Raw genomic sequence first — 26972 nt, 5'->3', positions numbered from 1 at the left:
ATTGCCCCTCCTAAGACGCTATTACTTCTTCTAACACGTTATTTAACGCTATTTGTAATGTCTCTATACCAACACGACCTACAAAATCATAAAATGTTTCGGCTGGTAATTTGTTCTCTTTGAAATAACTTATAAATGATGCGAGTACATCAGGTAGATCCTCGCCATCTATTTTTCCTTTTAACTTTTGATTGTAGGCACCGCCATCTAACAATGTTCCACCTACGTATATTTCAAACGCTTCAACAATGCCTTTTTCCTTCGTTTTCATTTTCACCCCTTGTAACCCAATGTCAGCAATTTGACGTTGACCACATGAATTCGGGCAGCCTACCATATGAATTCGAACTGGAACATCGAGTGCAATTTGTGTATCTAAGTATTCTGCAATTTTTCTTAATCTTTCTTTCGTTTCTACTAGTGCAAGATTACAATATTCAATACCGGTACATGAAACCGCATAGCCAATAAATGATTTCGGGCTAGCAGATATCGCTTCAAACAGCGGTTCACTAAGTAATCCTTTTACATTTTCCGGAGGAACGTTCGGAATAATGAAGTTTTGCGAGTTACATGTACGAATTTGTCCATTTCCATATCGCTTTGCAATTCTTGCAATCTCAAACATTTCTTCTGCATGTAAACGACCTACCGGTACATTAAAACCTACATATTTTAATCCCTTTTGTTTTTGGTCTTGAACACCATAAAAATAGCCTGCATTCCATCCTTTGAGTGCACTTTCCCCTTTACTTTGTAAAGGCCCTGTATACTCTATTAGTTTCTCTTTAAATTTCTCTGCTCCCCAGTCCGCAACAAGAAATTTCAACCGAGCTAAATGACGTTTTTCACGATATCCAAAATCACGGAATATAGTAGCAATTGCAATCGCCACCGCCTTCACTTCTTCTGGTAAAACGAATACATCTAATTCATCAGCTAAATACGGTCGAGCTGATAATCCTCCACCTACTTTTATATGAAAACCAACTTTTTTCTCACCATCTATTTCTTTCGTTGCAGGCGTAAATGCAACACAGTTAATTTCTGCGTTTGCTGAATTATAAATATTAGAACTAATAGACATTTTAAATTTGCGTGGCAAGTTAGAAAACTCTTCATTATGTTGGAAGTAATCATATACTTCTTTTACAATATGCGTTGTATCGAATAGTTCATTTGCATCAATGCCAGCAAGCGGATTACCTGTAATATTCCGCGTTATATCACCACAAGCCCCCGCTGAAGATAACCCAACTCTTGCTAATCTTTTAAAAATATCTGGAATTTGCTGAATTTCTAACCAGTGAAACTGAATCGCCTGTCTCGTCGTAATATCTATTACATCACGTCCATAATCTTCAGCGATAGAAGCAAGTACTTCTGCCTGTGCATTTGTAATAATCCCCGACGGAATATTTACCCGCATCATAAAATAACCAGCTTCTTTCGGTCTTTGTAAATACAAGCCTGCCCATTTAAAGGCATCCCACTCTTCTTTCGGAATAGATTTGAAACCATTTTCCGCATAGTAAGGAATATCATTGAAAATTTCTAATCCATCTTTTTCTAATTTATTTTTCTCGGTCTGATTTAATTTTTCATTGTTAGCCCATACTTTTTCATAACTCATTGTTTATCCCCCTATATAAAACTACGCTCTTGTAAGTACTTCACGATTTGTTCTGCACATTCTTCAATAGAATATTTGTGCGTTTCTACAATTAATTCCGCTTGCTCTGGCTCTTCATAAGGCGAATCAATACCTGTGAAATCCTTAATATCACCTTTCCTTGCCTTTTTATAAAGTCCTTTCGGATCACGTTTCTCACACTGTTCAATCGGACACTTCACAAAAATTTCAATAAATTCATCTGCCTCTAATAAATCTCTTACTTGTTTGCGGTCTACTCGAAATGGTGAAATAAATGCTGTAAGGACAACTGCTCCTTGATCTACAAATAACTTTGCCACTTCGCCAATACGTCTTATATTTTCCATGCGATCACTTTCAGAAAATCCTAAGTCTTTATTTAAACCGTGGCGAATGTTATCCCCATCCAGCACATAATTTCCAATATTCTTTTCAAAAAGTTTACGAGCGACCGCATTCGCTACTGTAGATTTACCCGAAGCTGATAAACCAGTAAACCAAATTACAAAACTATGATGTCCATTCTTCACTCTTCTCTCATCTTTTGAAACCGAAGCTGTGTGCCAAGTAATATTCGTATCCATCTCGTTCTCTCCCTATTCTGTTACTACTTCTTTTTTCAAACCTTTAATTAGCACTTCCACTACTTCTTTACGACTAAATGTACTTGGCGGAATCTCACCGTTTCTTAATAATTCTCTTACTTTCGTACCCGATAAAATAACATGATCTTCTTTTCCGTGCGGACATGTTTTCGTTGAAGCCATCGCTTCACATTTCGTGCAGTAAAAACTATGTTCAAAGAATAGTGGTGTAATTCCTAACTCTTCTATCGTAAAATTTGTGAAGATTTCTTGCGCTTCATACGTTCCGTAATAATCTCCTACTCCAGCATGATCACGCCCTACTATAAAGTGGGTACATCCAAAATTCTTTCTTACTAACGCATGAAATATCGCTTCCCTTGGTCCTGCGTAACGCATGGCAGCAGGAAATACACTTAAAAAGACACGATTTTTCGGATAATAGTTTTGAAGAAGTACTTCATAGCTTTCCATTCTTACATCAGCAGGAATATCATCCGATTTCGTTTCTCCGACGAGCGGATTTAAAAAGAGACCATCTACAATTTCAAGAGCAGATTTTTGAATATACTCATGGGCACGATGTACCGGGTTTCTCGTTTGAAATCCAACCACTGTTTTCCACCCACGTTTTTTAAATGCTTCCCTCGTTTCAATTGGGTCTAAATGATAAGAAGGAAATTGATTATTTTCAAAGCGTTTTGTTAGAATAATAGTTCCTCCAACGTAAACGTTTGGTCGTTCATATAATTTTTTCACTCCTGGATGAGCCTCATCCGTTGTTTTATATACAAGTAACGCTTCTTTTTCTTTATCTGGTACAAAAATATCTTCTATTTGAATGACACCGTATATATTTCCGTTGTTGACAAGCTTTACTTCCTCTCCAGTCTTCAGGCTTTCTGCGACTTTTTCTGTTACCGGTAATGTAATCGGTATACTCCACACACTACCATTTGCTAAACGAAGCGTTTCTACAACTGAATCATAATCTTCCTTCCCTAAAAAACCAGTAAGGGGGCTATATCCACCTATCGCCAATAGTTCTAAATCACTTAACGCAATATTGTCTAATTTAATTTCTTTTTCAATTTGTGATACGTCATATGTCTCATCTATACGGTTTACTAATTCGTTTACTATGCTCATTTTTCTATATCCTCTCTTAGCTTTATTTCAAGATTCATCTTATTGGTAATGAAGACCACATTCAGTTTTCACTTTTCCAGCCCATCTACCATCTCTTGAATCGCCACCATCCCCTACAGGTAACGTACATTTCTCACACCCAATACTTGGATAGCCAACATCATGCAACGGGTTATACGGCAAGCTATGTTTGTATACATATCGCCAAACTTCTTTCCACGTCCAATGAATGAGTGGACAAACTTTAATAGATTGAAAACGATGATCTTGATTTATAAACTTTGTATGCTTACGTGTTTCTGATTGTTCCCTTCTTAAGCCCGATATCCATGCTTTTTCCACGACTAATGATTTTTCTAAAGGTAAAATTTTTCTAATCTTACAACAAAGATTCGGATTGCTCTCCCACAGTTTTTCACCATGCAACTTCGCCTGTTCATCAAGTGTAAGTTCTGGCTGTTTTTCTATAATATTCAATGAAGGAAATCGTTCCCGCACTTTTTGAATTAATTCATACGTTTCTTGAAAATGAACATTTGTATCCAAAAATACAACTTTAGCAGATGGATTTACTTGGTTTATAATGTGCAGCAATACCATACCTTCCACCCCAAAGCTACATGCGTAGACAACCTCATCTTTATATTCTTTATAAGCCCAATTTAATACTGATAACGCGCCTTTTGTTTCATCTTCTTCCGAAAACGAAACAACATTTTCTTCCCACGTTTCATACGTCAACATGTTTTTTCCCCCTGTAAAAGCAAAAAGACGGTTTTAACCTAATGAAAATAGGTTAAAACCGCCTCTAGTTTTTCTAGTCAGCGCTTTTCACTTTAAACGTACTTTTTCACTTTTCTCTAACTGAATTACTTTTCCATCTTGCACAACAATTGTAATTGAACCATATTTCATATCAGCAAGCATCGCTTCAATCTTCTCGGATACTTCATCAAAATGTTCCCGTAAACTCACGCGAACAGCCCCCCCTTTTTATTCATAAAAAAAATCTTTCCCATTTCGAAAAGACTGTTCGGTAATATATTTTACCTTATCTTTCAAAATGGATCCCATTTTGCTGGATTTAGCACCTTGCTTTCTATAAGCAGGTTGCCGAGCTTCTTCGGGCCAGTTCCCTCCGCTTCTCTTGATAAGCTTTGTATTTGTATTTTATCACAATTCTGATTTTTTTCAATCCTAGTTTTCCGATATATTTTAATTATTTTATTTTATAAAAAAGGAATTGCCCATTCGAACAACTCCTTTTCCTATTTAGACAAGCTCTTTAATACGTATGCGATCGTTCCCAATAATATTTTCATATGTTTCGCGTTCCACAACTACTTGCGATGTTCCGCCTTTTGCAAAGACAACGGCTGGTCTTCGAATCCGATTGTAATTATTCGCCATCGAATACCCGTAGGCTCCTGTACAGGAAACTGCTAGTAAATCAGCAGAAGCGACTTTTGGTAAATGAATATCCCAAATCAACATATCTCCACTCTCACAGCATTTCCCAGCAATCGAAACGAGTTCCTCATTCTCATCATTCCCTCGATTCGCTAACATTGCTTCATAACGCGCACTATATAAAGCAGGTCTTAAATTATCTGTCATTCCACCATCGACTGATACATATTTCCGAATACCAGGAATATCTTTCACAGATCCAACTGTATAAATTGTTGTCCCAGCATCACCTACAATGCTACGGCCTGGTTCAATCCATATTTCTGGCAATGGATATTCACATACAGTAAATTGTTCTCTCACTGCACTTGTTACAGCTCGCACATATGTCTCAAGAGTTAATGGTGTATCCGACTCTGTGTAGCGTATTCCAAATCCCCCGCCTACATTTAGCACTTTTACTACATAGTTTGTTTGCTCTCTCACTTCTTCTAAAAATTGGCGAAGAACTTCAATTGCTCGAACAAAACCAGCTGTTTCAAATATTTGCGATCCGATATGTGAATGAATCCCTAGCACATTATAATTTGATTTTTGTAAAGCAAATCCAATTGCCTGCATCGCTTGACCGTTTGAAACGCCAAATCCAAATTTCGAATCATCTTGGCCTGTTGTAATATATTCATGTGTGTGCGCCTCTACTCCAGGCGTTACACGAATTAATATGTTCACAAATTTTCCATGTTGCATCGCTAAATCGTGTAAAACTTCTAATTCAAAGAAATTATCTACGACAAAACAACCAATATTCGCCTGAAGAGCCATCACTATCTCTTCTTCTGTTTTATTATTTCCATGAAAATGAATACGTGATGCTGGAAATCCTGCTTGGAGCGCAGTATATAATTCTCCCCCAGAAACAACGTCTAATGACATATTCTCTTCACGAGCTACTCGGCACATCTCCATGCACAAGAACGCCTTACTTGCATATGCTACTTGATAAGAGAAACCACTTTCTTTAAAAGCACGATGAAACGCTCGGCATTTTCCTCGAATAGACTCTTCATCGTATACATAAAGTGGTGTTCCGTATTGCTTTGCTAGCTGCGTCGTATCGCACCCTCCAATTTCTAAGTGTCCTTGCCCATTAATTCGGCTTGTGCCGTGTAAATACATTTAAATTCCTCCCTTATTTCCTCTAAAACTCATAACCCCAATCTTCTATTCATTGCAGCACGCTTTTAGATAGACAAAAAACGCGCGGAACAATGTTCACACGCGTTTCTTATTAGGAAAAATATATATTGAAAAAATAAACGAGTTGTTATCTCCTCAAAATAAGAAACCGCATCAACATCTCCAAATAGCTCTCCATAAAATAAATCTTATGACAGTACTACATTTATTCAATGCAGTCCCAATATATGAATAAGATGGTTATTCTTATATTTCGGCAATAGTCCCTTTCAACCTATGATCACAGATTCCATTAAATCTCCCATAGCTTACTCTTTCCTATCGCGGCCTCTACCTTTGAGAGTAGATGAGGTAAGTCTATTTAATTTTCAAACATCTAATTGTTGCTATTAACAATACCAAAGGACCATTTTATTTGTCAAACAATTTTTTATATTGTTTTTTTACAGTTTAGTTTGGTATCGTTTGGTAAGCGCTTTACTGAAATCTTTGTCACTTCCCATTCGCCTTCTTCGTTATTAAATGTAATCGTTACCTTCTCAAATGGTGGAGCAATTTTCCCAGCAACACGTTCATACTTTGTCACTTCAATACTTGCTTGAAATAAATATGTACCGCTATACACTTTTTTTAAACTAATAATTTTAGGACATTGATAAGGTTTCAAACTTCCATATTGTTTTTCAATTGCTTTATTTATTTTTGGAAATAAAACAGAATAAAGTGCATCTTCCATAAGAGGTGGATCATATTGGGCTACCGACACACTCGGTGAAGTAAAAAGTACAACACTACTGCATGCTATAAAACATAATAATTTTCGCATTATAACCTCCGTATTATCACGCGATTCTTTCTGCGTACGATAATTATCATACATAGAAATTCTGTTTTATTGTCTCCCACCACTCTTTTTCTACTCGATTATTATAAAAAAGCCCACAACCTTCTTTTATTTTCGTATAATGATACTCATAGTATAATAATCATAATAACAAAGGACTGTTCGTATATATAAAATGAGTCGTTAAGCAAACTGACTCTCAAGAACTGTCATGCTTTTTAGGAGAGGAGTATATTATGCTACAACATCTGTTTCCAAAACTGCGATTTGCACTCGTTGCAGTCGTTTTACTATGGATTAAAACATATATTGTGTACAAGCTAGCATTTGATATTAAAATTGATAATTTCTTTGAAGAATTCATGCTTTTTATCAATCCACTAGCTGCGTTACTTTTATTTTTCGGCTTAGCTTTACTTGCATCTAAGCACCGAAACCGAATTATAATTGGAATCAGTTTTATACTGTCATTTATTTTATTTGGAAACGCAATGTTTTATGGGTTCTATAACGATTTCGTTACTTTCCCGGTTTTATTCCAAACAAACAATATGGCTGATTTAGGGACAAGTATAAAAGAACTCTTTACGTACAAAACATTACTTTTATTTGCAGATGCAATTATTTTAATGTTTATTTCGCGTAAATTCCCATCATTTGGCGACAAAACACCACTTTCCCGCTCAGAGAAGCGAACTTTCTTTAGCGGTGTAACAGCTTTATTAGCACTACAAATTGTTGTATCAGTTATTTATAAACCACAAATGTTCTCACGCTCATTTGACCGTCAAACTGTCGTGAAGAATTTAGGTTTATACACATATCATCTATTTGATATTACGCTTCAATCCAAGTCTTCAGCTGAGCGTGTATTTGCAAGTGGGGATGGGTTTTCTGAAATTAAAAACTATACAGACTCAAAAGACAAACAAGTTGATAAAAACTTATTTGGAGCTGCAAAAGGTAAAAATGTAATTTTAATTTCAATGGAATCTACACAAAGCTTTGTTATTAATAAAAAAATAAATGGAAAAGAAATTACACCATTTTTAAATGAATTTATTAAGGATAGTTTCTATTTCGATAACTTCTATCATCAAACTGGACAAGGTAAAACTTCTGATGCTGAATTTATCGTTGAAAACTCACTTTATCCGCTAGATCGTGGTTCTGTATTCTTTACTCATGCAACAAATGAATACACAGCGACACCAGAACAATTAAAGAAATACGGATATTCTTCTGCTGTCTTCCATTCAAATGATAAAACGTTTTGGAATCGGGATGTAATGTATCCTGCGCTTGGATATGATCGTTACTTTAATTTAAATGATTACGCAGGAACGGAGCAAATGTCTGTCGGTTGGGGATTAAAAGATAAAGAGTTCTTTGAACAATCTATTCCAAAGTTAAAATCTTTACCGCAACCGTTCTATACAAAATTTATTACATTAACAAATCATTTTCCGTTTCTTCTAAATCCGGAAGATCAATATGTTGATGAATTCAACTCGGAAAGTGGTGTTGTAAACCGCTACTTCCCAACTGTTCGTTACACAGATGAAGCTCTTAAATTATTTATTAAACAATTAAAAGAAGAAGGATTGTATGATAATTCCGTTATTGTCATCTATGGTGATCATTACGGTATTTCCGAAAACCATAACGCAGCTATTGCACAGTTCCTAGGAAAAGATACTATTACACCATTCGATTCTATGCAATTACAACGAGTCCCTCTTATTATTCATGTGCCTGGCCAAGAAGGAAAAGTTGTTTCTAAAGTATCCGGTCAAATTGATATTAAGCCAACGCTCTTTCATTTACTTGGTATTAAAACAAATAAATCCGTTGAATTTGGAACTGACTTATTTATTAAAGAGAAAGATCCGCTTATGGTAATGCGTGATGGTAGCTTTGTTTCTGAAGAGTATGTTTATACAAAAAATATGTGCTACAAAAGAAGTACAGGTGAAGAAGCTGACATGGCGCTATGTCAGCCGTATATTGAAAAAGCAAAAACAGAATTAAAACTCTCCGATAAATTAATTTATGGAGATTTGTTACGCTTCGATCCTAATAATCGATATAAAACCGGAACGATGACAACGAAATTTGAATAGTAAAGGAAGCAACTTTATACAAGTTGCTTCCTGTTTTTATTTTCACTTAATTTTCAAACCATCCTTCTATGAAATCTTTCACAAATTGGTAATTTCTTTCGTATGAGGAATAAATTTATGGTATGATAAAATAAGTAAACTTTCATACACTAATTAAGAATTTATTACAGAAAGCAAGGGATCAGATTTTGTATAGAGCAGCTATTCCAAACTTATTTACGCTCGGAAATTTATATAGCGGATTTTTATCAATCGGCTATGCATCTTTAGGATATTATAAATCAGCTGCTATTTTAGTACTTATCGGGATGATGTTAGATAGTCTTGATGGTCGTGTTGCTCGTTTATTACGTGTTGATTCACAAATGGGAAAAGAGCTCGACTCGCTTGCAGATGTCGTAACATTTGGTGCAGCACCAGCTGTTTTAATGTATTACACATCTTTCTCAAACTACGGAATCATCGGATTATACATAGCGGGATTATTCCCTCTTTTCGGAGCATATCGTTTAGCACGATTTAATGTAACACCATCTTCTACTTCAATGAAATATTTCACTGGAGTACCGATTACAGCAGCGGGAGGGCTTGTTGCTTTCTTAACATTATTTTCACATACCATTCCAAAAATCGTTCTTATTACCGTATTTGTAACGTTCGCATTTTTAATGGTGAGCCGCATTCGTATCCCAAGTTTAAAAGATGTACCAATTCCACGATATAGCATCATTATTACACTATTTTTAGTTGGAATCATTATTACAATGTATCAAACAGGATTTGGAAATTTTTCTGTTTTCTTATTCATTGCCATTCCACTATATATTTTGTACATGTTATCTCAATTCATTAGACAAAGACCGTCTAAAAAAGCGAATAAAGAAAAATAAGAAAACCTTCCGAGTCCGGAAGGTTTCTTTTTATTTTGTAACTAATACCTTTTGATTTACAGGTGTTACTGGCTCTTCGCCGTTTAATATAGCTAAAATATTTCTGACAGCCATTTCAGCCATCGCATCACGAGTTTCAAATGTTGCATTCCCTACGTGTGGAGCAAGTACTACATTCTTTAATTCTTTTAGCTCTTCTGTAATTTTCGGTTCAAATTCAAACACGTCAAGAGCTGCTCCTTCAATTTCATTCGTTTTTAATGCATGAGCAAGTGCTGCTTCATTCATAATTGGTCCACGTGAAGCATTTACAATATACGCTGTTTTCTTCATCATTTTAAACTGTTCTTCATCAATCATATGATGTAATTTTGGATTATAAGCACAGTTAATTGTAATAAAGTCTGCTGTTTGTAATAATTCTTCCAACGTCACATACGTTGCTCCCAGTTCACTTTCAGCTTCAAACTTACGATTTGGCCCTGTATATAAAACATCCATTCCAAATGCTTTCGCACGTTTTGCAACAGCCTTCCCGATTTCTCCAAGACCTATAATTCCGATTGTCTTACCATGGACTTCTCGTCCTAAGAAAAATAACGGTGCCCATCCGTTAAATCCAGTCGTACGACATAACGTATCCCCTTCAGGAATTCTACGCGCCGCTGCTAAAAGAAGTGTAAATGTTAATTCTGCAGTCGCTTCCGTTGATACTTTCGGTGTATTCGTAACTGCAATTCCTTTTTCACCCGCATACGTGTAATCAATATTGTCGTAACCAGCACCATAGTTTGCAACAATCTTTAAATGAGGTGCTGCATCAATAACTTCTTTTGGCACCTTTGTCGAAAGTAAACTTAACAATGCATCTTTATCTTTTACACGCTCTGTTAATTCATCTATAGAAATTAACTCCTCTTTATCGTACATTTCTACATCATGATCTTTTAATAGTTCTAATCCAATTTCCGGAATTTTTCCTGCTACTAATATTTTTGCCACTACTAACACCTCTTCTATAGAAAATAAGATATCTCTTATATTTCATTGTAAGAAATCCACATATAAAAACCAAGGAATTTGATTATAGTTTTAAAAATCGACACTTTTCCATGAAAAAAGAGGAGATGCAACTCTCCCCTTTTCTTACGCTTTTTCCTGCGATTCTTTTCCAAGCTTCACATCAATAGTTCCTTCTGCAACCGTATCGCTAATTTGCTCCTCAATAACCGATTGAGATGCAGCATTCGTTTCAGAAGTATAAGCTTGTTGCTGTGTACCTTGTACATTTTGTTTATTTTGTTGTTTCGCCATTTCTTACCCTCCTTTTCATTCTTTCTTATTTTGAACAAAAAGGACGGTTTTCATCAAAAAATTGCGTTTCATTTTGAATTTGTTACTTCTTCTTCAAGCGACCTCATTACTCTTGCTCGCTTCGTAAATGTTGCAACCTGAGTAACACCGTGAGCTAGTAATGTTTGTACATTTTCTTGTACATAATTCCCTAAATCATTTGGATAATGGGCATCCGAAGAAATCGTAATTGGAACACCATACTTAGCTAATACTTGTAAATATAGTGGACTTGGGCACATTTCACGAACAGGATAGCGATAGTATAATCCTGCATTTATTTCTGTTGCCGTATTCGTTTCTACTAACGCACAGGCAATTTCCTCATAATAAGAAAGCTGTTCATTCTCATCCAATCGATAATTAAATACCTTTATATTATCAAGATGAGCGATAATATCAAATAACTCAGTACGAATCGCACTCTCAACTGTTTTAAAAAACATATCATATAATGCGCGTAGGTCATGCTTCTCAAAATATTCTTTCGTATCTGGATTATCGAATCCCCAGCCATTTAGAAAATGAACGGAACCAATTATATAATCAAAGTCTCCTAGCGCTAATAATTCTTTTAACTCTCCTTCACAACCAATAAAATAATCCGCTTCAATTCCAAGTTTAAGTGTGACACCTCTTTTACTCCATCGTTCTTTCGCCTCTTCAATGACCTTTGTAAAATCATACAGTGAAACTACCCTTACTTGATCTAACCATTCCTTCTGTATACGACCGAGCTTAGAATCACTAATATCTACATATTTTTCATAATATCCTTTCGCTTCATGAAAACGATATAAATGATCAACAATCCCAACTTCTGTTATACCTTTTCGCACAGCTTCTTCTAAATAGAGGTCCATCCATTCTGTTGTAAATGGCCCTTCCTTCACACGCTTTTTCAAACGCTCTTGTGTTTTCATAAGCCAATCAATAGAATGCCTTTCTTGAAGCGGTTCATAACATTCCAGCGCTTCATTTATTTTAGCAAGCCATCCTATTGAATACGGTCCTTCTTCTAAGTGAAGATGATAATCTACTTTCATATACATTCCCCCTTATAATGTATCTATTTCCCTTCTATCCCCAACTCTCGAAAGCTTTCCATTTCGTTCTTTCACCTCTCGCATGACATCTTCCAATGTAATATTTTTTTCAGCTAATAAAACGAAACAGTGATAAAATACATCAACCATTTCTTTCACTACTTCTTCTTTATCATTATTTTTACATGCGATAATTACTTCAGCACACTCTTCACCAATTTTCTTTAAAATTTTATCTTCTCCTTTTGAAAATAAATAATTTGTATACGATTCAGGAAGTGGGCTTTCCTTTCGTTCTTCAATTGTTTTATACAGCAACTTAAAGGCATTTTCCATATGTATCCCCCTATAGAATTTGATAGTGAAAACATGTCTTCTCTCCCGTATGACAAGCAGGTCCTACTTGTTTCACATTCACAACAATTGAATCTTGATCACAATCTAAATATAAAGATTGCACATATTGAACATTCCCTGATGTTTCCCCCTTATTCCATAACGACTGCCTCGAACGAGAATAAAACCATGTTCTTTTCGTCTCTAACGTTTTTTCATATGCTTCTTCATTCATATAAGCTAGCATTAAAACTTCTTTCATACCTTCTTCGATGACAATTGCTGGTATTAATCCTTTTGAAAAATTAGGTTTCATAACCGCACCTCAACATTTGCATCTCTTAATTTTCGCTTTACACTCTGCACTGTCGCCTCACCATAATGAAAGATGGATGCCGCTAACGCTGCATCAACTGTTGTCTTTTGAAAAACTTCTATAATGTGATCCGTATGACCACAGCCCCCTGATGCGATGACTGGAATGGAAACACTTTTTGAAATTTCTTCTGTTAAACGAAGGTCATATCCGCTTTTCGTTCCATCTGCATCCATACTCGTTAACAAAATTTCACCTGCTCCAAGTTTAACAACACGCTTCGCCCATTCTATGGCATCCATTCCTGTGTCAACTCTTCCGCCGTTGACATATACGTTCCATTTACCTTCTGCTACTTTTCTAGCATCAATTGCCACGACAATACATTGTGATCCAAAGTGTTCTGCCCCTTCTTCTATTAACTTCGGGTTTCGCACTGCCGCTGAGTTTATTGAAACTTTGTCTGCTCCAGCTCTTAGTAAATTGTACATATCTTTCACACTTGAAATCCCCCCGCCAACCGTAAGAGGAATAAATACTTTAGCTGCTGTTTTTTCTACAACATCTATAATCGTTTTTCTTCCTTCATGAGTCGCCGTAATATCTAAAAATACGATTTCATCTGCCCCTGCCTCGTTATATGCTTCAGCTATTTCAACCGGATCACCGACATCTTGTAATCCTATAAAATTTACACCCTTTACGACTCTCCCTTCTTTCACATCTAGACATGGAATAATTCGTTTCGCTAACATAACTTCGTTACCTGTAACACTTCTTCTAAATCAATCGTTTTTTCGTAAAGCGCCTTTCCAATTATGACACCATATATATTCATATCATTTAACTTTTTCACATCTTGAATAGATGCCACTCCTCCAGAGGCGATGAGACGAATGCCCACACTTTTTTGAAGTATCGCTAATTGTTCAAAATTTGGACCTGCAAGCGTTCCGTCTTTCGAAATGTCTGTAAACACAATCGTTTGAACACCTAAACTTTCCATTTGTTTCGCTAAACTAACGTAAGAAATTTCAGACAGATCAAGCCAACCTCTCGTTGCTACGAAACCATTTTTCGCATCAATTCCAACAATGATTTTCTCTTTATATAGACGAACTGCTTCCTCTAAAAATGACTTATTATAAAGAGCTGCTGTTCCTAAAATCACTTTTTCTACACCTGCTGACAATAACTTCTCCACCGCTTTAAGTGAACGAATTCCTCCTCCCACTTGCACAGGAATACGTACCGCCTTGCAGATTTTTTCAATGACGGGCAAATTTAACGACTCGCCAGCAATTGCACCATCTAAATCAACAATGTGTAGTATTTCCGCTCCAAGCTTTTCAAATATGATCGCCTGCGCTACCGGATCTTCATTCATCACCGTTTCTTTACTAAACTCTCCTTGATAAAGTCTAACGCATCGCCCTTCTTTTAAATCGATAGCTGGGAAGATTTCCATGCTTCTACCACTCCTTGAAAATTTTTTAATATTTGCATGCCAATTTCGCCACTTTTTTCTGGATGAAACTGTGCACCAAATACATTTCCTTTCGCGACAAACCCTGGTACTTGCATTCCATAATCACTTACTCCGCATACAATTTCATCTGGACAATCCGCGTAATATGAGTGAACATAATACACGAAAGAACCATCCACTAATCCATTCCAAAGCGAAAATTCTCTTTCCTTCCTTAATTCATTCCATCCCATATGAGGAATTTTATACGAAACTTTTAACTTACGAATTTCACCTGGTAGTAAACCTAACCCGCTACAATCTTTTAGTTCCTCACTTCGTTCAAATAAAAGTTGCATGCCCAAACATATACCGAGGAGTGGTTTTCCTATGTCACAAACTTCTTTTAGTACACACACTAAATCTCTTTCTTCTAATACATCCATCGCTTTCGGAAATGCACCTACTCCCGGTAGAATCACGCCATCGCTTCTCAATATCTCTTCTTTATCACTCGTTACAATGTACTCTGCCCCAATATATTTTAATGCTTGCTCTACACTGCGAATATTCCCCATTCCATAATCTATAATGGCAATCAATTACAACATCCCTTTCGTTGAATTTACACCAGTAATGTTGGCATTATTTTCGATCGCTTCTCTAAGCGCTCTACCAAAAGCTTTAAATAATGCTTCAATTTTGTGATGTGTATTACTTCCGTATAGAACGCGCGCATGTAATGTAATATTGGCAGCATGTGCGACTGCTCTAAAAAATTCTTCCGTCAATTCTGTATCAAAATCCCCGAGCTTCGGATTTGTTAATTCCCCTTGAAATACACAATATGAGCGTCCACTTATATCAATTGCGACAAATCCTAAAGATTCATCCATCGGTACATACGCAGAACCGTAACGATTAATTCCCTCTTTGTTTTGCAATGCTCCTTTCAAGCAATTTCCGAGTACAATTCCAACATCTTCAACGGTGTGATGTGCATCGACAAATACATCACCTTCTGCTTCAACTTGCAATCCAAATCTTCCATGTCTAGCAAATAAAGTAAGCATATGATCGAAAAAACCAACCCCTGTTTGAATAGATACATTTGTACTTTCATCAAGCTGCAAATTTAATTTAATTTTTGTTTCTGTCGTCTCACGTACTTGACTGGACTGACGCATTATTTTTCCTCCTCAAACCTTATTTGGATTGCTCTCGCATGTGCATGTAACCCTTCTTTATTTGCAAGCTCTACAATGTGATGCTGTACATTTTTTAATGCTTCCTCCGTATAAGAAATAAAACTTGATTTTTTCACGAAATCATCGACTGATAACGGAGAAAAAAATCTTGCCGTTCCGCTCGTTGGTAATACATGATTCGGTCCCGCTAAATAATCCCCGAGCGGTTCAGGTGCATATGACCCAAGGAAAATAGAACCTGCATGTTTCACATAATCTAGAGCATTCATCGGTTCTTTTATATGTAACTCTAAATGTTCTGGAGCAATTTCATTTGATAACTTTAGTGCCTCCTCTAAAGAAGGAACGATAAAGATGGCTCCATTTCTATTTATTGATTCACGTGCAATTTCACTTCTTGGTAACATTTCTAACTGTCTTTCTATCTCTTTTTCTACTTCTTTAGCTAGTTCCATATTCGTTGTAATACAAATCGCCGTTGCTCTCTCATCATGCTCTGCTTGCGATAATAAATCCGCTGCGATATATTTTGCATTACCTGTTTCATCCGCGACAACTACAATTTCTGATGGACCAGCAATCATATCGATATTTACTATTCCGTATACTTCTCGCTTCGCTAGAGCGACATACAAATTTCCCGGTCCAACTATTTTATCCACTTTCGGAATCGATTCCGTCCCGTATGCTAAAGCAGCAATTGCTTGCGCGCCACCTATCGTATAAATTTCATCTACTCCCGCAAGATTTGCAGCAGCTAATATATGCGGATCAATTCCTCCTTTCCTCGGCGGTGTTACCATTACAATCTTTTTTACACCTGCGAGTTTCGCCGGCAATACATTCATTAATACTGAAGAAGGATATGAGGCTGTCCCACCCGGTACATATACACCTACATTTTCTAACGGCCGAATGAGTTGCCCTCTAATTATGCCTTTACTTTCACAATCGAATATTGAGTGCTTCTTTTGCTTTTCGTGATACGAAACAATGTTTTTCTTCGCCTCTTTTAAAGCTTCTAAAAATGAATTCGTTACAAACATACTCGCTTGCTGTATTTCTTCTTCACTTACACGAAAATCTTTCATCTCTACACCATCAAACTTTTTTGTATAGAAAGATAAAGCTTCATCTTTCCCTTCCCTTACATTTCTAATGATTTCTCTTACACTTCTTTGAACAGTTTCTTCTATTATATTAGCGTTTTCTCTTAGCACTTTTACTTTAGATAATGCCTCCTTAAAGTCTTCATAAATGATTTTCATTTTAAGTCCTCCTATTTCCCTGATAAGATTTCTTGCTCCATCATATTTACAATACTGAATATTTCGTCTTTTTTAGTTTTTAAGGCTGCCTTATTTACAATCATCCGAGCCGATATAGAGTGCATTTCCTCAAATACAATAAGTCCATTCTCTTGTAATGTTTTTCCTGTTTCAACAATATCTACAATCGCATCTGCCAATCCAAGAAGAGGAGCGATTTCTACAGAACCTTCTATTTTAATAATTTCTACATCCTCTCCCTTATCATGAAAATAAGTAGAAGTAATATGTGGGTATTTCGTAGCAATTCTTTTCTTCCGGTAACTCTTCGGATTATACGTAGGAATAGAAGCAACACAAAACTTACAAATCCCCACTCCTAAATCCAGCATTTCATAAATATCTTTCTCGTTTTCCATTAAAATATCTTTTCCAACGATCCCAATATCAGCTACCCCATGTTCTACATAAGTAGCAACATCAACCGCTTTTACTAAAATAAATGAAACATTTGTATTTTTACTTTGAAATACAAGCTTCCGACCTTTATTTTTGAGATCGGAACAATCAATTCCAATCTGCTCAAAAAGTGGAATGACATGTTTTTCTAACCTTCCTTTCGTTAACGCAATTTGAATGTTACGCATGAAGCCTCTCCTTCTTTCTGGACTACCCATTTCTCATTCCATACATATTCCACTAAATATTCATTCTTTGCCTCAACGACTGTTCCTATTTTATTTTTTCTTGCAAATTGAAATGTATCGCTTAAATTAGAGAATAGAGATAACCAAGCATTTTTCCCATCCTTTCGAAGTAAATTTCGTAACCTTTCTGCTTCCGCTAATCTATTTAACTCATAATGAATCACAATATCAATTTGATTTCGTTCATATGGTTCTTGCTGCTCTTGCAGCGCCTTCACAATTTGATTTACTTGTACCGCGAGTCCAACAGCTGGCAGCATTTCTCCAAAATTCCCAATTAGCTCATCGTATCTTCCGCCACTAACGATTTCTTCTCCAATTTCATATATATATCCTTTGAAAATAACACCCGTATAGTAATCTAAGTGTTGAATCATACCCAAATCAATTGATATGTAAGAACCATATCCTAACGTTTCAATTGTTTCATACATTTCTTTTACTCTTGCAATTGCCATTTTCATTTCATTACTTGAAGCAAGCTTTTCTGCCTCCTCAATAACTTCTAAATTTCCAAATAGCCTTGGTAATTTCTCAAGTAATCTTACTGTCTCATCGCATCGATCTAATTTCTTTTCTCCGATAAAATTTGAGAGGGCAGCATAATTTTTACTTTCTATATACGTTCTAAGTACCCTTTCTTCTTCATCCTGGATGGAGAGTTTTTTTACAATACATTTATATAACTGGACTTGCCCAATCTCAATTGTAAAAGATTGCACCTTCAACTTTTGAAGTGCTTGAATGACACTTATTACACATTCAATTTCAGCTCTTACATTATCAATCCCAATAACTTCAATACCACTTTGTACGATTTCATTATATTTTCCAGAATGGGATTCATTCGCTCGAAATACATTCCCGCTATACGTCACTTTAAGTGGCGTATCCCATCTCTGTGTTCCAATAACTCTCGCTAAAGGAATTGTCATATCTGGACGTAAAACGATAATCCTTCCCTTTTCATCAAAAAATTTATACATCTTCTCTTCATCTATCGGTCTATTTTGAAATGCAAAAACATCATAAAATTCAATTGTAGGTGTTCTTATTTCCTCATAACCTCTCTCTAAAAAAGTAAGCCTTAATTTTTGCTCCACTTCTTCAATTAACGTACATTCTTCGAATAAATAATCTCTCGTTCCATTCGGGTTTGCCCGTTTCCATTTTGTCATTTGAATTTTCACACCTTTCCCCTTCTAATGTATGCCTATTTCATTCACCTAAGCCGAAAATAAAAAGAGCCTTGTAGACAAAATACCTACAAGGCTCTTCAGTAGAGTGTAGGTACAACGGGAATAACCCTTGTACCTACACGTTTTCACGCTAGGTTCAAGGGTTTCATGTATGATGATGTAGTTGTGTAAGCATTGTAATAGATTGCACGATATTCATAATACTTACTCCCTTTCTCCTCTGATTTTCACATAGTATATAACAGTTCATTTTGAATGTAAATATATTTTAAATATTACGTTATTTCTTAATATACAGCTACCTTTCTTTCATACTCTTTTATTTCTTTTTCATATTGCATTGTAATACTAATTTCATCTAAACCATTTAATAACTTCTCTTTCCACATTTTCTCGATTTTAAAATGAAATCTATGCGTATTCGTTGTCATTATTTCATTTTCTAAATCAACTATGATTTGTTCCCTCGCATCTGTTTTAGCAAGTTGTTCACGCATATCTTTATCCATTACAATCGGTAACATGCCATTCTTCATACAATTCATATAAAAGATATCGGCAAATCCTCCAGCGATAATAACGCGGAAACCATAATCAGCAAGCGCCCACGGAGCATGTTCTCTAGACGAGCCACATCCAAAATTATCACCTGTGATTAATATGCTGGCTCCTTTTCTTTCTTGTGCATTCAGCGGGAAATTAGGGTTTTCTTGGCGATTATTATCATATCGCCACTCATCAAATAAAAACATTCCAAACCCAGTTCTTTCAATTCTCTTTAAATATTGCTTCGGAATAATTTGATCTGTATCAATGTTATCATTCATCAGTACTGCGGCAGTACCTTTATGAATACGAAATGGCTCCATCATAACTCTCCTTTCTAATATCAACAAAATGACCATATAACGCAGCCGCTGCCGCCATTGCCGGGCTAACTAAATGCGTTCGTGCTCCCTTTCCTTGTCTTCCTTCAAAATTGCGATTTGACGTAGAGGCACAATGTTCTCCTTCAGGCACTTGATCTGGATTCATACCTAGACACATTGAGCATCCAGGCTCTCTCCATTCAAATCCAGCTTCTTCAAATATGCGATGTAATCCTTTATGCATCGCCGCTTCTCTTACCCTTTGAGATCCAGGTACAACAAGTGCTCGCACACCTTCTTTTACTTTTTTACCTTTCACGACAGATGCAGCAATTTCTAAGTCAGAAAGCCTGGAATTTGTACAAGATCCAATGAAAACATGTTGAACTGGAATGTCATACGTACTTTGTCCGGGACTCAATCCCATATAAGAAAACGCTCTTTCGTCATTTGCATCATGCTTTTCTGGCAATTTCTCATCGATCCGAACACCCATACTAGGATTTGTTCCCCACGTAACGTACGGCGCTAAATCCGCAACATCTACTAGAATATGTAAATCATAAACTGCATCTAAATCTGTATAAAGTTCTGACCATTTTTTCTTAATAGATTCATAGTCTTTCGGTGCATATTTACGCCCTTTTACGTAAGCAACTGTTTTTTCATCTGGTGCAATAATGCCAGCCTTTGCTCCCCCTTCAATTGCCATATTGCAAAGCGTCATCCTCTCTTCCATATCCATAGCATGAATGGCCTCTCCGTAAAATTCCATTACGTAACCTGTTCCAACTGCTACTCCGTACTTTGAAAGAAGGTGTAAAATAATATCTTTCGCATAAACACCTTGCGGTAACTTTCCTTTTAACTCAATGCCCATCGCTTTCGGCTTTCGTTGCCATAACGTTTGCGTTGCCAATACATGTTCCACTTCACTCGTACCAATACCAAACGCTAGTGCGCCAAAAGCACCGTGTGTTGCTGTATGACTATCACCACAAACAATCGTTTTTCCTGGCTGTGTGAGTCCAAGTTCTGGTCCTATAACATGAACAATCCCTTGCTCTTCATCTCCGATATCCGCTAATGGCACCTGAAATTGTTTACAGTTTTCCCGAAGTGTATCTAGTTGCTGCTTCGCAATGCGGTCGGTAATATTCCAAACATCTTTCGTTGGAATATTATGATCCATCGTTGCAAATGTTAAATCTGGTCTGCGGACTGTTCGATTTGTAAGCCGCAAGCCTTCAAAGGCTTGCGGTGACGTTACTTCATGAACAAGATGTAGATCGATATATAATAAATCCAATCCATTTTCATTAGTCGCAACTACATGTCTTTCCCAAAGCTTATCTAGTAACCTTTTCGCCATTATCTTCCTCTCCCTACTAACGCTTGCTCTTCCATTTCTTGAATAACTGCCTTTGTAAATGAAGTTGTCGTTTCAGTCCCCCCGATATCTGCTGTACATTTTCCTGATTTAAGGACTGCAGAAACTGCTTCTTCAATTGCATAGCCTTCTCTCGTTAATCCGAACGATTGCCCAAGCAGCATTGCAACAGAACGCATCATCGCAATTGGATTTGCCTTATTTTTCCCCGCAATATCCGGTGCTGATCCGTGAATAGGCTCGTATAATGAAGGCCCCTTTTCAGCGTGACTTGCTGATGGAAGCATTCCTAATGATCCAGCTAATACTGAAGCCTCATCACTTAAAATATCACCAAATAAATTTTCCGTTACAATAACGTCAAATCTTCCTGGATTCCGAATTAATTCCATAGCTGCTGCATCTACTAAAATGTGTTCTACTTCCACATTCGGGTAGCGAAGTGCTACTTCTTCTGTCACAGTTCTCCATAATTTACTAGACTCTAAAACATTCGCTTTATCAATAGATGTTACTTTTTTCTTCCGCTTATTCGCTAATTGAAAAGCATACGAAACGATACGTTCAATTTCATGGCGATGATACGTAAGTGTATCTGTCGCCACTTCTTCCGTTCGCTCTTTCGGATAAGAAAAATAAATTCCGCCTGTTAATTCACGAACGACAACGAAATCAATTTCATCAGCGTTTTTTAATGGTGATAAATGTGCAGTTGCACTTTCTACCGTTACAGGGCGAACATTCGCAAATACACCGAGTCCTTTTCTTAATGCTAATAATCCTTTCTCAGGCCTTTCTTTCGCACTATCCCACCTTGGTCCACCTACTGCTCCAAGCAAAACCGCATCACTCGCTAAACAGGCGGCAAGTGTTCGCTGTGGTAATGGTTGCCCAGTTAAATCGATAGCGACACCACCAAAATACTCATCTTGCAAATGAAAATGATGTCCATATAGCCTTTCTACCATATGCAATACTTCCTTCGCACTTTCCATTACTTCTGGACCAACACCATCACCAGCTAAACAAACGATACGTTTTTCCATTTTTAACACTCCTTTTAACAGAATTTTCAGAACTTTAATTTGATAGGTGAGGAAAGCTTCTCTCACCTATCAAATATTTATTTCACAAGCGCTATAAGAGATTTTAATTTCCCTGCTGCATGGACATAAGCTCTCGCCGACGCTTCCAATACGTCTTGCGCAACTCCGAAACCTGATATTTGGTGACTACCTTCTTTTAATTCAACATGAACATGAGCAAGTGCATCTTGACCTTGTGTAATAGATTGTATGCGATAATCCGCCAATGCACATTCTAATCCTAAAATTCTTTGGATTGCATTATAAATCGCTTCAATACTACCAGAGCCAGTAGCTGCATCTTCATATACATTTCCTTCCTCATCTTTTAGTACAACTGTCGCGCATTGTGTACTATTTGATACGAAATGTACTTGTAATTGCGTAATGTTATATTGCTGGGCTGCAAATGCTGCTTCACCAAGCATAAGTGCGCGTAAATCTTCTTCAGTAATTTCCTTTTTACGATCAGCTAATTTTTTAAATGCTTCAAATACTGTATCCCGCTCTTCGTTTGTAAATTCATAGCCAAGTTCTTTCATTTTTTCTGTAAACGCATGACGCCCAGAATGTTTTCCAAGTACAAATAGGTTTTGAGATTCGCCTACTAGTGCTGGTTCAATAATTTCATATGTTGTCACTTCTTTTAATACACCATCTTGATGAATTCCTGATTCATGAGCGAATGCATTCGCTCCAACAATCGCTTTATTTTTCGGCACCACCATACCTGTTAATCTGCTTACCAATGTACTCGTCGCCTTAATTTCTTTTAAAGTCATCGAAGGCTCTGCTTTATAGAAATCTTTTCTAATATGAAGAGCAACTGCGACTTCTTCTAACGCCGCATTCCCTGCTCTTTCTCCAATGCCATTAATCGTTCCTTCTACTTGCAGTGCTCCCCCTTCAACTGCGGCTAGCGAATTTGCTACTGCCATCCCAAGATCATCGTGACAATGACAAGAAAAAATTGCTTTTTCATATGAAGGAACGGATTCTTGTAAGTATTTAAAAAGAGAATAATACTCTTCCGGATTCGTATATCCAACTGTATCCGGAATATTAATTACATTCGCTCCTGCGCGAATCGCAATTTCTACTGCTTCAGCTAAAAATGCTCTCGATGTTCTTGTCGCATCTTCTGCAGAAAATTGTACTGTCGGAAATAATGATTTCCCGAGCGTAACCGAGCGATGAATACTATTTAACACATCTTCTTTTGACATACAAAGTTTATATTTCATATGAATATCACTCGTAGCTAGAAATACGTGTAGACGAGGAGATACAGCACCTTTCACAGCTTCATATGCTCTTCGAATGTCACTTTCTTTCGCTCTAGCTAAACTCATAACCGTAGCATTTTGAATTGTATTCGCAATGCGCTTTACCGATTGGAAGTCTCCTTCGGAAGCTGCCGCGAATCCAGCTTCCATTACATGAATACCAAGCCTCTCTAATTGTCTAGCAATTTGTAATTTCTCTTGTTCATTTAAATTCACTCCTGGTGATTGTTCGCCATCACGTAGCGTCGTATCCATGAACAAAATCTTCTTCATATTATTTAATCCCTACCTTTACTCGCGGCTGTACGAAAGGCATCATTTCACGTAATTTACGTCCAACTACTTCGATTTCATGTTCATTCTCTTTCTCATTTGTCGCATGGAAATTCGGTCTTCCTGCTTTATGCTCTGCAATCCAACCTCTTGCAAATGTACCATCTTGAATTTCTGCTAGCACTGTACCCATCGCTTTCTTCGTATCTTCAGTAACAACGCGTGGTCCTGATACGAAGTCTCCCCACTGCGCTGTATCTGAAACTGAATATCTCATATTTTCAAGTCCACCTTCGTACATAAGGTCAACGATTAGCTTCAGTTCATGTAAACATTCAAAATATGCAAGTTCAGGCTGATACCCCGCATCAACTAACGTTTCAAACCCTGCTTTTACAAGTGCAGTCACTCCGCCGCAAAGCACAGCTTGCTCTCCAAATAAATCTGTTTCTGTTTCTTCTTTAAACGTCGTTTCTAGTACACCAGCTCTCGTTGCTCCAATTCCGTCAGCATAAGAAAGTGCTTTTTCAGTCGCAACTCCTGTTGCATCTTGATATACTGCAAATAATGCAGGAACAGCCCCTCCCTCGGCGAACGTACGGCGTACGAGATGCCCCGGTCCTTTTGGTGCTACTAGAAATACATCTACATTAGCTGGTGGTTTTACTTGATCAAAGTGAACATTAAATCCATGTGCGAACACGAGAGAGTTTCCAGCCTGTAAATTTGGTGCAATTTCAGCTTCATATACTTCTGGTTGTAATTCATCAGGCAGTAGAATCATTACTACATCAGCTTTTTCCGCTGCTTCTGCTACTGTATATACAGAAAACCCATCTTCATTCGCTTTATCCCAAGACTTACCCTTTCTTAAACCTACTACTACATCAAATCCGTTATCACGTAAATTTTGCGCATGCGCATGACCTTGCGAGCCATATCCGATGATTGCTACTTTCTTTTCTTTTAATACATTTACTGTTACATCTTTCTCATAATAAACTTTTGCCATTTTCATTTCCCCCTATATTTAAATGATTATTGGATTAACATAACTTGCTTATCTTGTTTTTTCATACTACGCGTAAAGGCTGTTACACCTGTTCTTGCAATTTCTTTCAAACCGTATGGACGAAGTAATTCAATTAACGCTTCTACTTTTTCCTGAGTACCTGTTACTTGCACAACTATGGAATCCTTCCCAACATCTATTACAGCGGCTCGAAACGGTTCAATTAAACTGTATAATTCAGCTCTTGCTACTGAAGTCGCTACTTTAATAAGTGCAAGTTCTCTTGCAATCATCGCTTCTTCTGTAATATCTGATACTTTCAAAACATCAATTTGCTTATGAAGTTGTTTAATTAACTGCTCGACTTGCTGTTCACTTTCAACGTGTACAACAATCGTCATCCGCGATATGTCAGATGATTCCGTATGACCTACTGAAATACTTTCAATATTAAAATGTCTTCGTGTCATAACCCCTGTAATTCGGTTTAACACACCACTTTGATTTCGAACTGTCGCTGTAACAATTCTCTTCACCCTTTTTCCACTCCCTCCATTTGGTGAACACCTTTTCCTGGTGCAACCATCGGCATAACCTTCTCTGATTGAAGTACACGACAATCAATTACGACTGGCTCTTGTAATTCAATTGCATGCTGGATTTGCTTCTTTGCAAGAAGTGGATTGTCAATACGAACACCTTTTATGCCATATGCATTCGCAAGAGCGACGAAATCTGGTTGGCATGGCAATAAAGAGTGCGAATATCTTTGGTTGTAAAATTCATCTTGCCATTGTCTTACCATTCCTAAAGCTTCATTATTTAAAATAAATACTTTAACAGGTAAAGCGTGTTCTTTTAATACACTTAATTCTTGCAGAGTCATTTGAAACCCAGCATCACCAACAATTGCAATAACTAATTCTTCAGGCTTTGCAATTTGCGCACCGATTGCTGCTGGAAATCCGAACCCCATCGTTCCTAATCCGCCAGAAGTTACCCATTTATCTGGATTTTTCAGCGGATAATATTGTGCTGCCCACATTTGGTGTTGCCCAACGTCTGTTGTTACAATCGCTTCTCCCTTCGTAATTTCATATAGCATATCAATCGCATATTGAGGTTTAATACGTTGAGAATTTCGTTTATAAGAGAATGGATATTTTTCTTTTCTACTCTTTAATAAAAAGAGCCATTCATGATGATTTTCTTTCTTTCCTTCTGATTGAAGCAATACTTCTAACGCCTGCTTAGCACTTGCAACAATAGGAATTTCTGTTGGCACATTTTTCCCGATTTCTGCTGGATCAATATCGATATGTGCAACAGTCGCCCCTTTAGCAAAAAAAGCTAAATTTCCAGTAAGACGATCATCAAATCTCGCGCCTATATTAATGAGTAAGTCGCATTCATATAATGCCATATTGGCTGTATAAGAACCGTGCATTCCCCCCATCCCTAGAAATAGTTCATCATCTGGCGGAAAACCACCAAGTCCAAGTAATGTATGCACAACAGGGATTTCATATTTACGAGCAAAACTTGTCAATTCTTTCGACGCTTTCGCGTGCAATATACCCGCTCCAGCTAAAATTAACGGTTTTTTTGCGGTTTCAATTACTTGTAGTAATTTGTTTATTTGAAGTAGATTCGGTTCATAATTAGGGTTATATCCTGGTAAATCCATTTGTACATTGCTACATCGCTCACCTTTCTCGACTACCATATCTTTCGGAAGGTCAATAACGACTGGTCCTGGTCTTCCTGTTTTAGCAATATGAAATGCTTCTTTAATAATCCGAGGTAAATCTGAGGCCTTTCGCACTTGATAGTTATGTTTTGTCACTGGCATCGTAAGTCCCATAATATCTGCCTCTTGAAAAGCATCGCTCCCAATTAACGTTGTTGCTACTTGGCCTGTAAATACTACAAGTGGCAATGAATCAATCATCGCATCAGCTAGACCCGTAATTACATTTGTAGCACCTGGTCCACTCGTTGCAATTACAACCCCTGGATTCCCTGTAATTCTGGCATACCCTTCAGCAGCGTGAATCGCCCCTTGCTCATGCCTTGTTAAAATATGTGGAATTTCACAATCATACAATGCATCATAGAGAGGTAAAACGGCACCACCCGGATAACCGAAAATCACTTCTACGCCTTCCTTTTCTAGCGCTTCTAACAATAGCTGTGCACCAGTTGCCAGTTTCTCTTCCGTTTTTGAAGACATTGTTCTTATAAGCCCCCTTTTTCAAACTTTTATACAATAAAAAAACCCTACGTCCACACTCCAGCTATG

The 26972-nt window shown here is 37.0% G+C and carries 28 protein-coding genes and 2 riboswitches; of the genes, 2 read left to right on the top strand and 26 right to left on the bottom strand.

What is annotated here, in order from left to right; all coding sequences use genetic code 11:
• Positions 1 to 10: 10 nt before the first annotated feature.
• The 7 genes from F3I02_RS16730 to F3I02_RS16700 form a co-directional block, all read right to left on the bottom strand.
• Positions 11 to 1633: a nitrite/sulfite reductase gene (locus F3I02_RS16730; RefSeq protein WP_000119627.1), complete on the bottom strand. Its 1623-nt coding sequence runs from the start codon at positions 1631 to 1633 to the stop codon at positions 11 to 13.
• An 11-nt stretch (positions 1634 to 1644) separates the two neighbouring features.
• Entirely contained in the window at positions 1645 to 2238 is a 594-nt protein-coding gene (gene cysC, locus F3I02_RS16725) for an adenylyl-sulfate kinase (protein WP_000380505.1), read from the bottom strand.
• A gap of 12 nt (positions 2239 to 2250) precedes the next feature.
• Positions 2251 to 3387, bottom strand: coding sequence for a sulfate adenylyltransferase (sat, locus tag F3I02_RS16720; protein WP_000029487.1), 1137 nt, complete (start codon positions 3385 to 3387; stop codon positions 2251 to 2253).
• Between the two features lie 39 nt (positions 3388 to 3426).
• Positions 3427 to 4131, bottom strand: a complete 705-nt coding sequence (locus tag F3I02_RS16715) for a phosphoadenylyl-sulfate reductase (protein WP_000959020.1) — start codon at positions 4129 to 4131, stop codon at positions 3427 to 3429.
• 87 nt (positions 4132 to 4218) lie between these two features.
• Entirely contained in the window at positions 4219 to 4362 is a 144-nt protein-coding gene (locus F3I02_RS16710; RefSeq protein ID WP_000058410.1) for a YezD family protein, read from the bottom strand.
• 73 nt (positions 4363 to 4435) lie between these two features.
• A riboswitch (SAM riboswitch) is annotated at positions 4436 to 4544 on the bottom strand.
• 115 nt (positions 4545 to 4659) lie between these two features.
• Positions 4660 to 5976, bottom strand: coding sequence for a diaminopimelate decarboxylase (gene lysA / locus F3I02_RS16705; protein WP_000280643.1), 1317 nt, complete (start codon positions 5974 to 5976; stop codon positions 4660 to 4662).
• Positions 5977 to 6156: 180 nt separating this feature from the next.
• Positions 6157 to 6338: riboswitch (Lysine riboswitch) on the bottom strand.
• An 89-nt stretch (positions 6339 to 6427) separates the two neighbouring features.
• The gene (locus F3I02_RS16700; protein WP_001228752.1) at positions 6428 to 6823 is read right to left on the bottom strand and encodes a DUF3888 domain-containing protein; all 396 of its coding nucleotides are present in this window, start codon (positions 6821 to 6823) and stop codon (positions 6428 to 6430) included.
• Positions 6824 to 7077: 254 nt separating this feature from the next.
• Here F3I02_RS16700 and F3I02_RS16695 point away from each other — a divergent pair, with 254 nt between their 5' ends.
• Positions 7078 to 8964: an LTA synthase family protein gene (locus F3I02_RS16695; RefSeq protein ID WP_000939081.1), complete on the top strand. Its 1887-nt coding sequence runs from the start codon at positions 7078 to 7080 to the stop codon at positions 8962 to 8964.
• A gap of 188 nt (positions 8965 to 9152) precedes the next feature.
• The gene (gene pssA / locus F3I02_RS16690; RefSeq protein WP_000285417.1) at positions 9153 to 9854 is read left to right on the top strand and encodes a CDP-diacylglycerol--serine O-phosphatidyltransferase; all 702 of its coding nucleotides are present in this window, start codon (positions 9153 to 9155) and stop codon (positions 9852 to 9854) included.
• A gap of 30 nt (positions 9855 to 9884) precedes the next feature.
• Here pssA and F3I02_RS16685 read toward each other — a convergent pair whose 3' ends face one another.
• From F3I02_RS16685 to ilvB, 19 genes are all read right to left on the bottom strand, one after another.
• The gene (locus F3I02_RS16685; RefSeq protein ID WP_046945103.1) at positions 9885 to 10856 is read right to left on the bottom strand and encodes a 2-hydroxyacid dehydrogenase family protein; all 972 of its coding nucleotides are present in this window, start codon (positions 10854 to 10856) and stop codon (positions 9885 to 9887) included.
• A gap of 144 nt (positions 10857 to 11000) precedes the next feature.
• The gene (locus F3I02_RS16680) at positions 11001 to 11168 is read right to left on the bottom strand and encodes a YozQ family protein (protein ID WP_001118886.1); all 168 of its coding nucleotides are present in this window, start codon (positions 11166 to 11168) and stop codon (positions 11001 to 11003) included.
• 68 nt (positions 11169 to 11236) lie between these two features.
• A complete protein-coding gene (locus F3I02_RS16675; RefSeq protein WP_196478192.1) occupies positions 11237 to 12253 on the bottom strand; it encodes a histidinol phosphate phosphatase domain-containing protein in 1017 nt (338 codons plus the stop codon).
• A gap of 12 nt (positions 12254 to 12265) precedes the next feature.
• Positions 12266 to 12589 (bottom strand): phosphoribosyl-ATP diphosphatase, encoded by a 324-nt coding sequence (hisE, locus tag F3I02_RS16670; protein WP_000426357.1) that lies wholly within the window; start codon positions 12587 to 12589, stop codon positions 12266 to 12268.
• Between the two features lie 10 nt (positions 12590 to 12599).
• Entirely contained in the window at positions 12600 to 12905 is a 306-nt protein-coding gene (gene hisI / locus F3I02_RS16665; RefSeq protein ID WP_196478191.1) for a phosphoribosyl-AMP cyclohydrolase, read from the bottom strand.
• Positions 12902 to 13660, bottom strand: coding sequence for an imidazoleglycerol phosphate synthase cyclase subunit (hisF, locus tag F3I02_RS16660; protein ID WP_000880109.1), 759 nt, complete (start codon positions 13658 to 13660; stop codon positions 12902 to 12904). Before hisF ends, hisI begins: the two co-directional genes overlap by 4 nt.
• Entirely contained in the window at positions 13654 to 14373 is a 720-nt protein-coding gene (hisA, locus tag F3I02_RS16655; protein WP_000402292.1) for a 1-(5-phosphoribosyl)-5-[(5-phosphoribosylamino)methylideneamino]imidazole-4-carboxamide isomerase, read from the bottom strand. Before hisA ends, hisF begins: the two co-directional genes overlap by 7 nt.
• Positions 14346 to 14975, bottom strand: a complete 630-nt coding sequence (gene hisH / locus F3I02_RS16650) for an imidazole glycerol phosphate synthase subunit HisH (protein ID WP_000560354.1) — start codon at positions 14973 to 14975, stop codon at positions 14346 to 14348. Before hisH ends, hisA begins: the two co-directional genes overlap by 28 nt.
• Complete coding sequence (gene hisB, locus F3I02_RS16645; protein ID WP_196478190.1) at positions 14976 to 15560, bottom strand: imidazoleglycerol-phosphate dehydratase HisB; 585 nt, start codon at positions 15558 to 15560, stop codon at positions 14976 to 14978.
• Positions 15560 to 16849, bottom strand: a complete 1290-nt coding sequence (gene hisD / locus F3I02_RS16640; RefSeq protein ID WP_000692518.1) for a histidinol dehydrogenase — start codon at positions 16847 to 16849, stop codon at positions 15560 to 15562. The genes hisB and hisD overlap by 1 nt, the downstream gene beginning before the upstream one ends.
• An 11-nt stretch (positions 16850 to 16860) precedes the next feature.
• Positions 16861 to 17496 carry an ATP phosphoribosyltransferase gene (hisG, locus tag F3I02_RS16635; RefSeq protein WP_001244467.1) on the bottom strand — a complete coding sequence of 212 codons (636 nt, stop codon included), beginning with the start codon at positions 17494 to 17496 and terminating at the stop codon, positions 16861 to 16863.
• Positions 17472 to 18734: an ATP phosphoribosyltransferase regulatory subunit gene (locus F3I02_RS16630; protein ID WP_000170298.1), complete on the bottom strand. Its 1263-nt coding sequence runs from the start codon at positions 18732 to 18734 to the stop codon at positions 17472 to 17474. The genes hisG and F3I02_RS16630 overlap by 25 nt, the downstream gene beginning before the upstream one ends.
• Before the next feature lie 308 nt (positions 18735 to 19042).
• Positions 19043 to 19624, bottom strand: coding sequence for a 3-isopropylmalate dehydratase small subunit (gene leuD, locus F3I02_RS16625; protein WP_196478189.1), 582 nt, complete (start codon positions 19622 to 19624; stop codon positions 19043 to 19045).
• Positions 19602 to 20996, bottom strand: a complete 1395-nt coding sequence (gene leuC / locus F3I02_RS16620; protein WP_046945108.1) for a 3-isopropylmalate dehydratase large subunit — start codon at positions 20994 to 20996, stop codon at positions 19602 to 19604. The genes leuD and leuC overlap by 23 nt, the downstream gene beginning before the upstream one ends.
• The gene (leuB, locus tag F3I02_RS16615) at positions 20996 to 22060 is read right to left on the bottom strand and encodes a 3-isopropylmalate dehydrogenase (protein ID WP_000415382.1); all 1065 of its coding nucleotides are present in this window, start codon (positions 22058 to 22060) and stop codon (positions 20996 to 20998) included. The genes leuC and leuB overlap by 1 nt, the downstream gene beginning before the upstream one ends.
• 77 nt (positions 22061 to 22137) lie before the next feature.
• Positions 22138 to 23658 carry a 2-isopropylmalate synthase gene (leuA, locus tag F3I02_RS16610; RefSeq protein WP_046945109.1) on the bottom strand — a complete coding sequence of 507 codons (1521 nt, stop codon included), beginning with the start codon at positions 23656 to 23658 and terminating at the stop codon, positions 22138 to 22140.
• Between the two features lies 1 nt (position 23659).
• Positions 23660 to 24670, bottom strand: a complete 1011-nt coding sequence (gene ilvC / locus F3I02_RS16605) for a ketol-acid reductoisomerase (protein ID WP_001151743.1) — start codon at positions 24668 to 24670, stop codon at positions 23660 to 23662.
• 26 nt (positions 24671 to 24696) lie between these two features.
• Positions 24697 to 25206 carry an acetolactate synthase small subunit gene (ilvN, locus tag F3I02_RS16600; protein WP_000822953.1) on the bottom strand — a complete coding sequence of 170 codons (510 nt, stop codon included), beginning with the start codon at positions 25204 to 25206 and terminating at the stop codon, positions 24697 to 24699.
• Complete coding sequence (gene ilvB, locus F3I02_RS16595) at positions 25203 to 26903, bottom strand: acetolactate synthase large subunit (protein ID WP_000095836.1); 1701 nt, start codon at positions 26901 to 26903, stop codon at positions 25203 to 25205. The genes ilvN and ilvB overlap by 4 nt, the downstream gene beginning before the upstream one ends.
• Positions 26904 to 26972 lie beyond the last annotated feature (69 nt).

This window comes from Bacillus sp. SRB3LM, assembly GCF_015712745.1.
GTDB classification, from domain to species: Bacteria; Bacillota; Bacilli; order Bacillales; family Bacillaceae_G; genus Bacillus_A; species Bacillus_A thuringiensis_K.
This window is presented reverse-complemented; position numbering and strand designations above follow the sequence as displayed.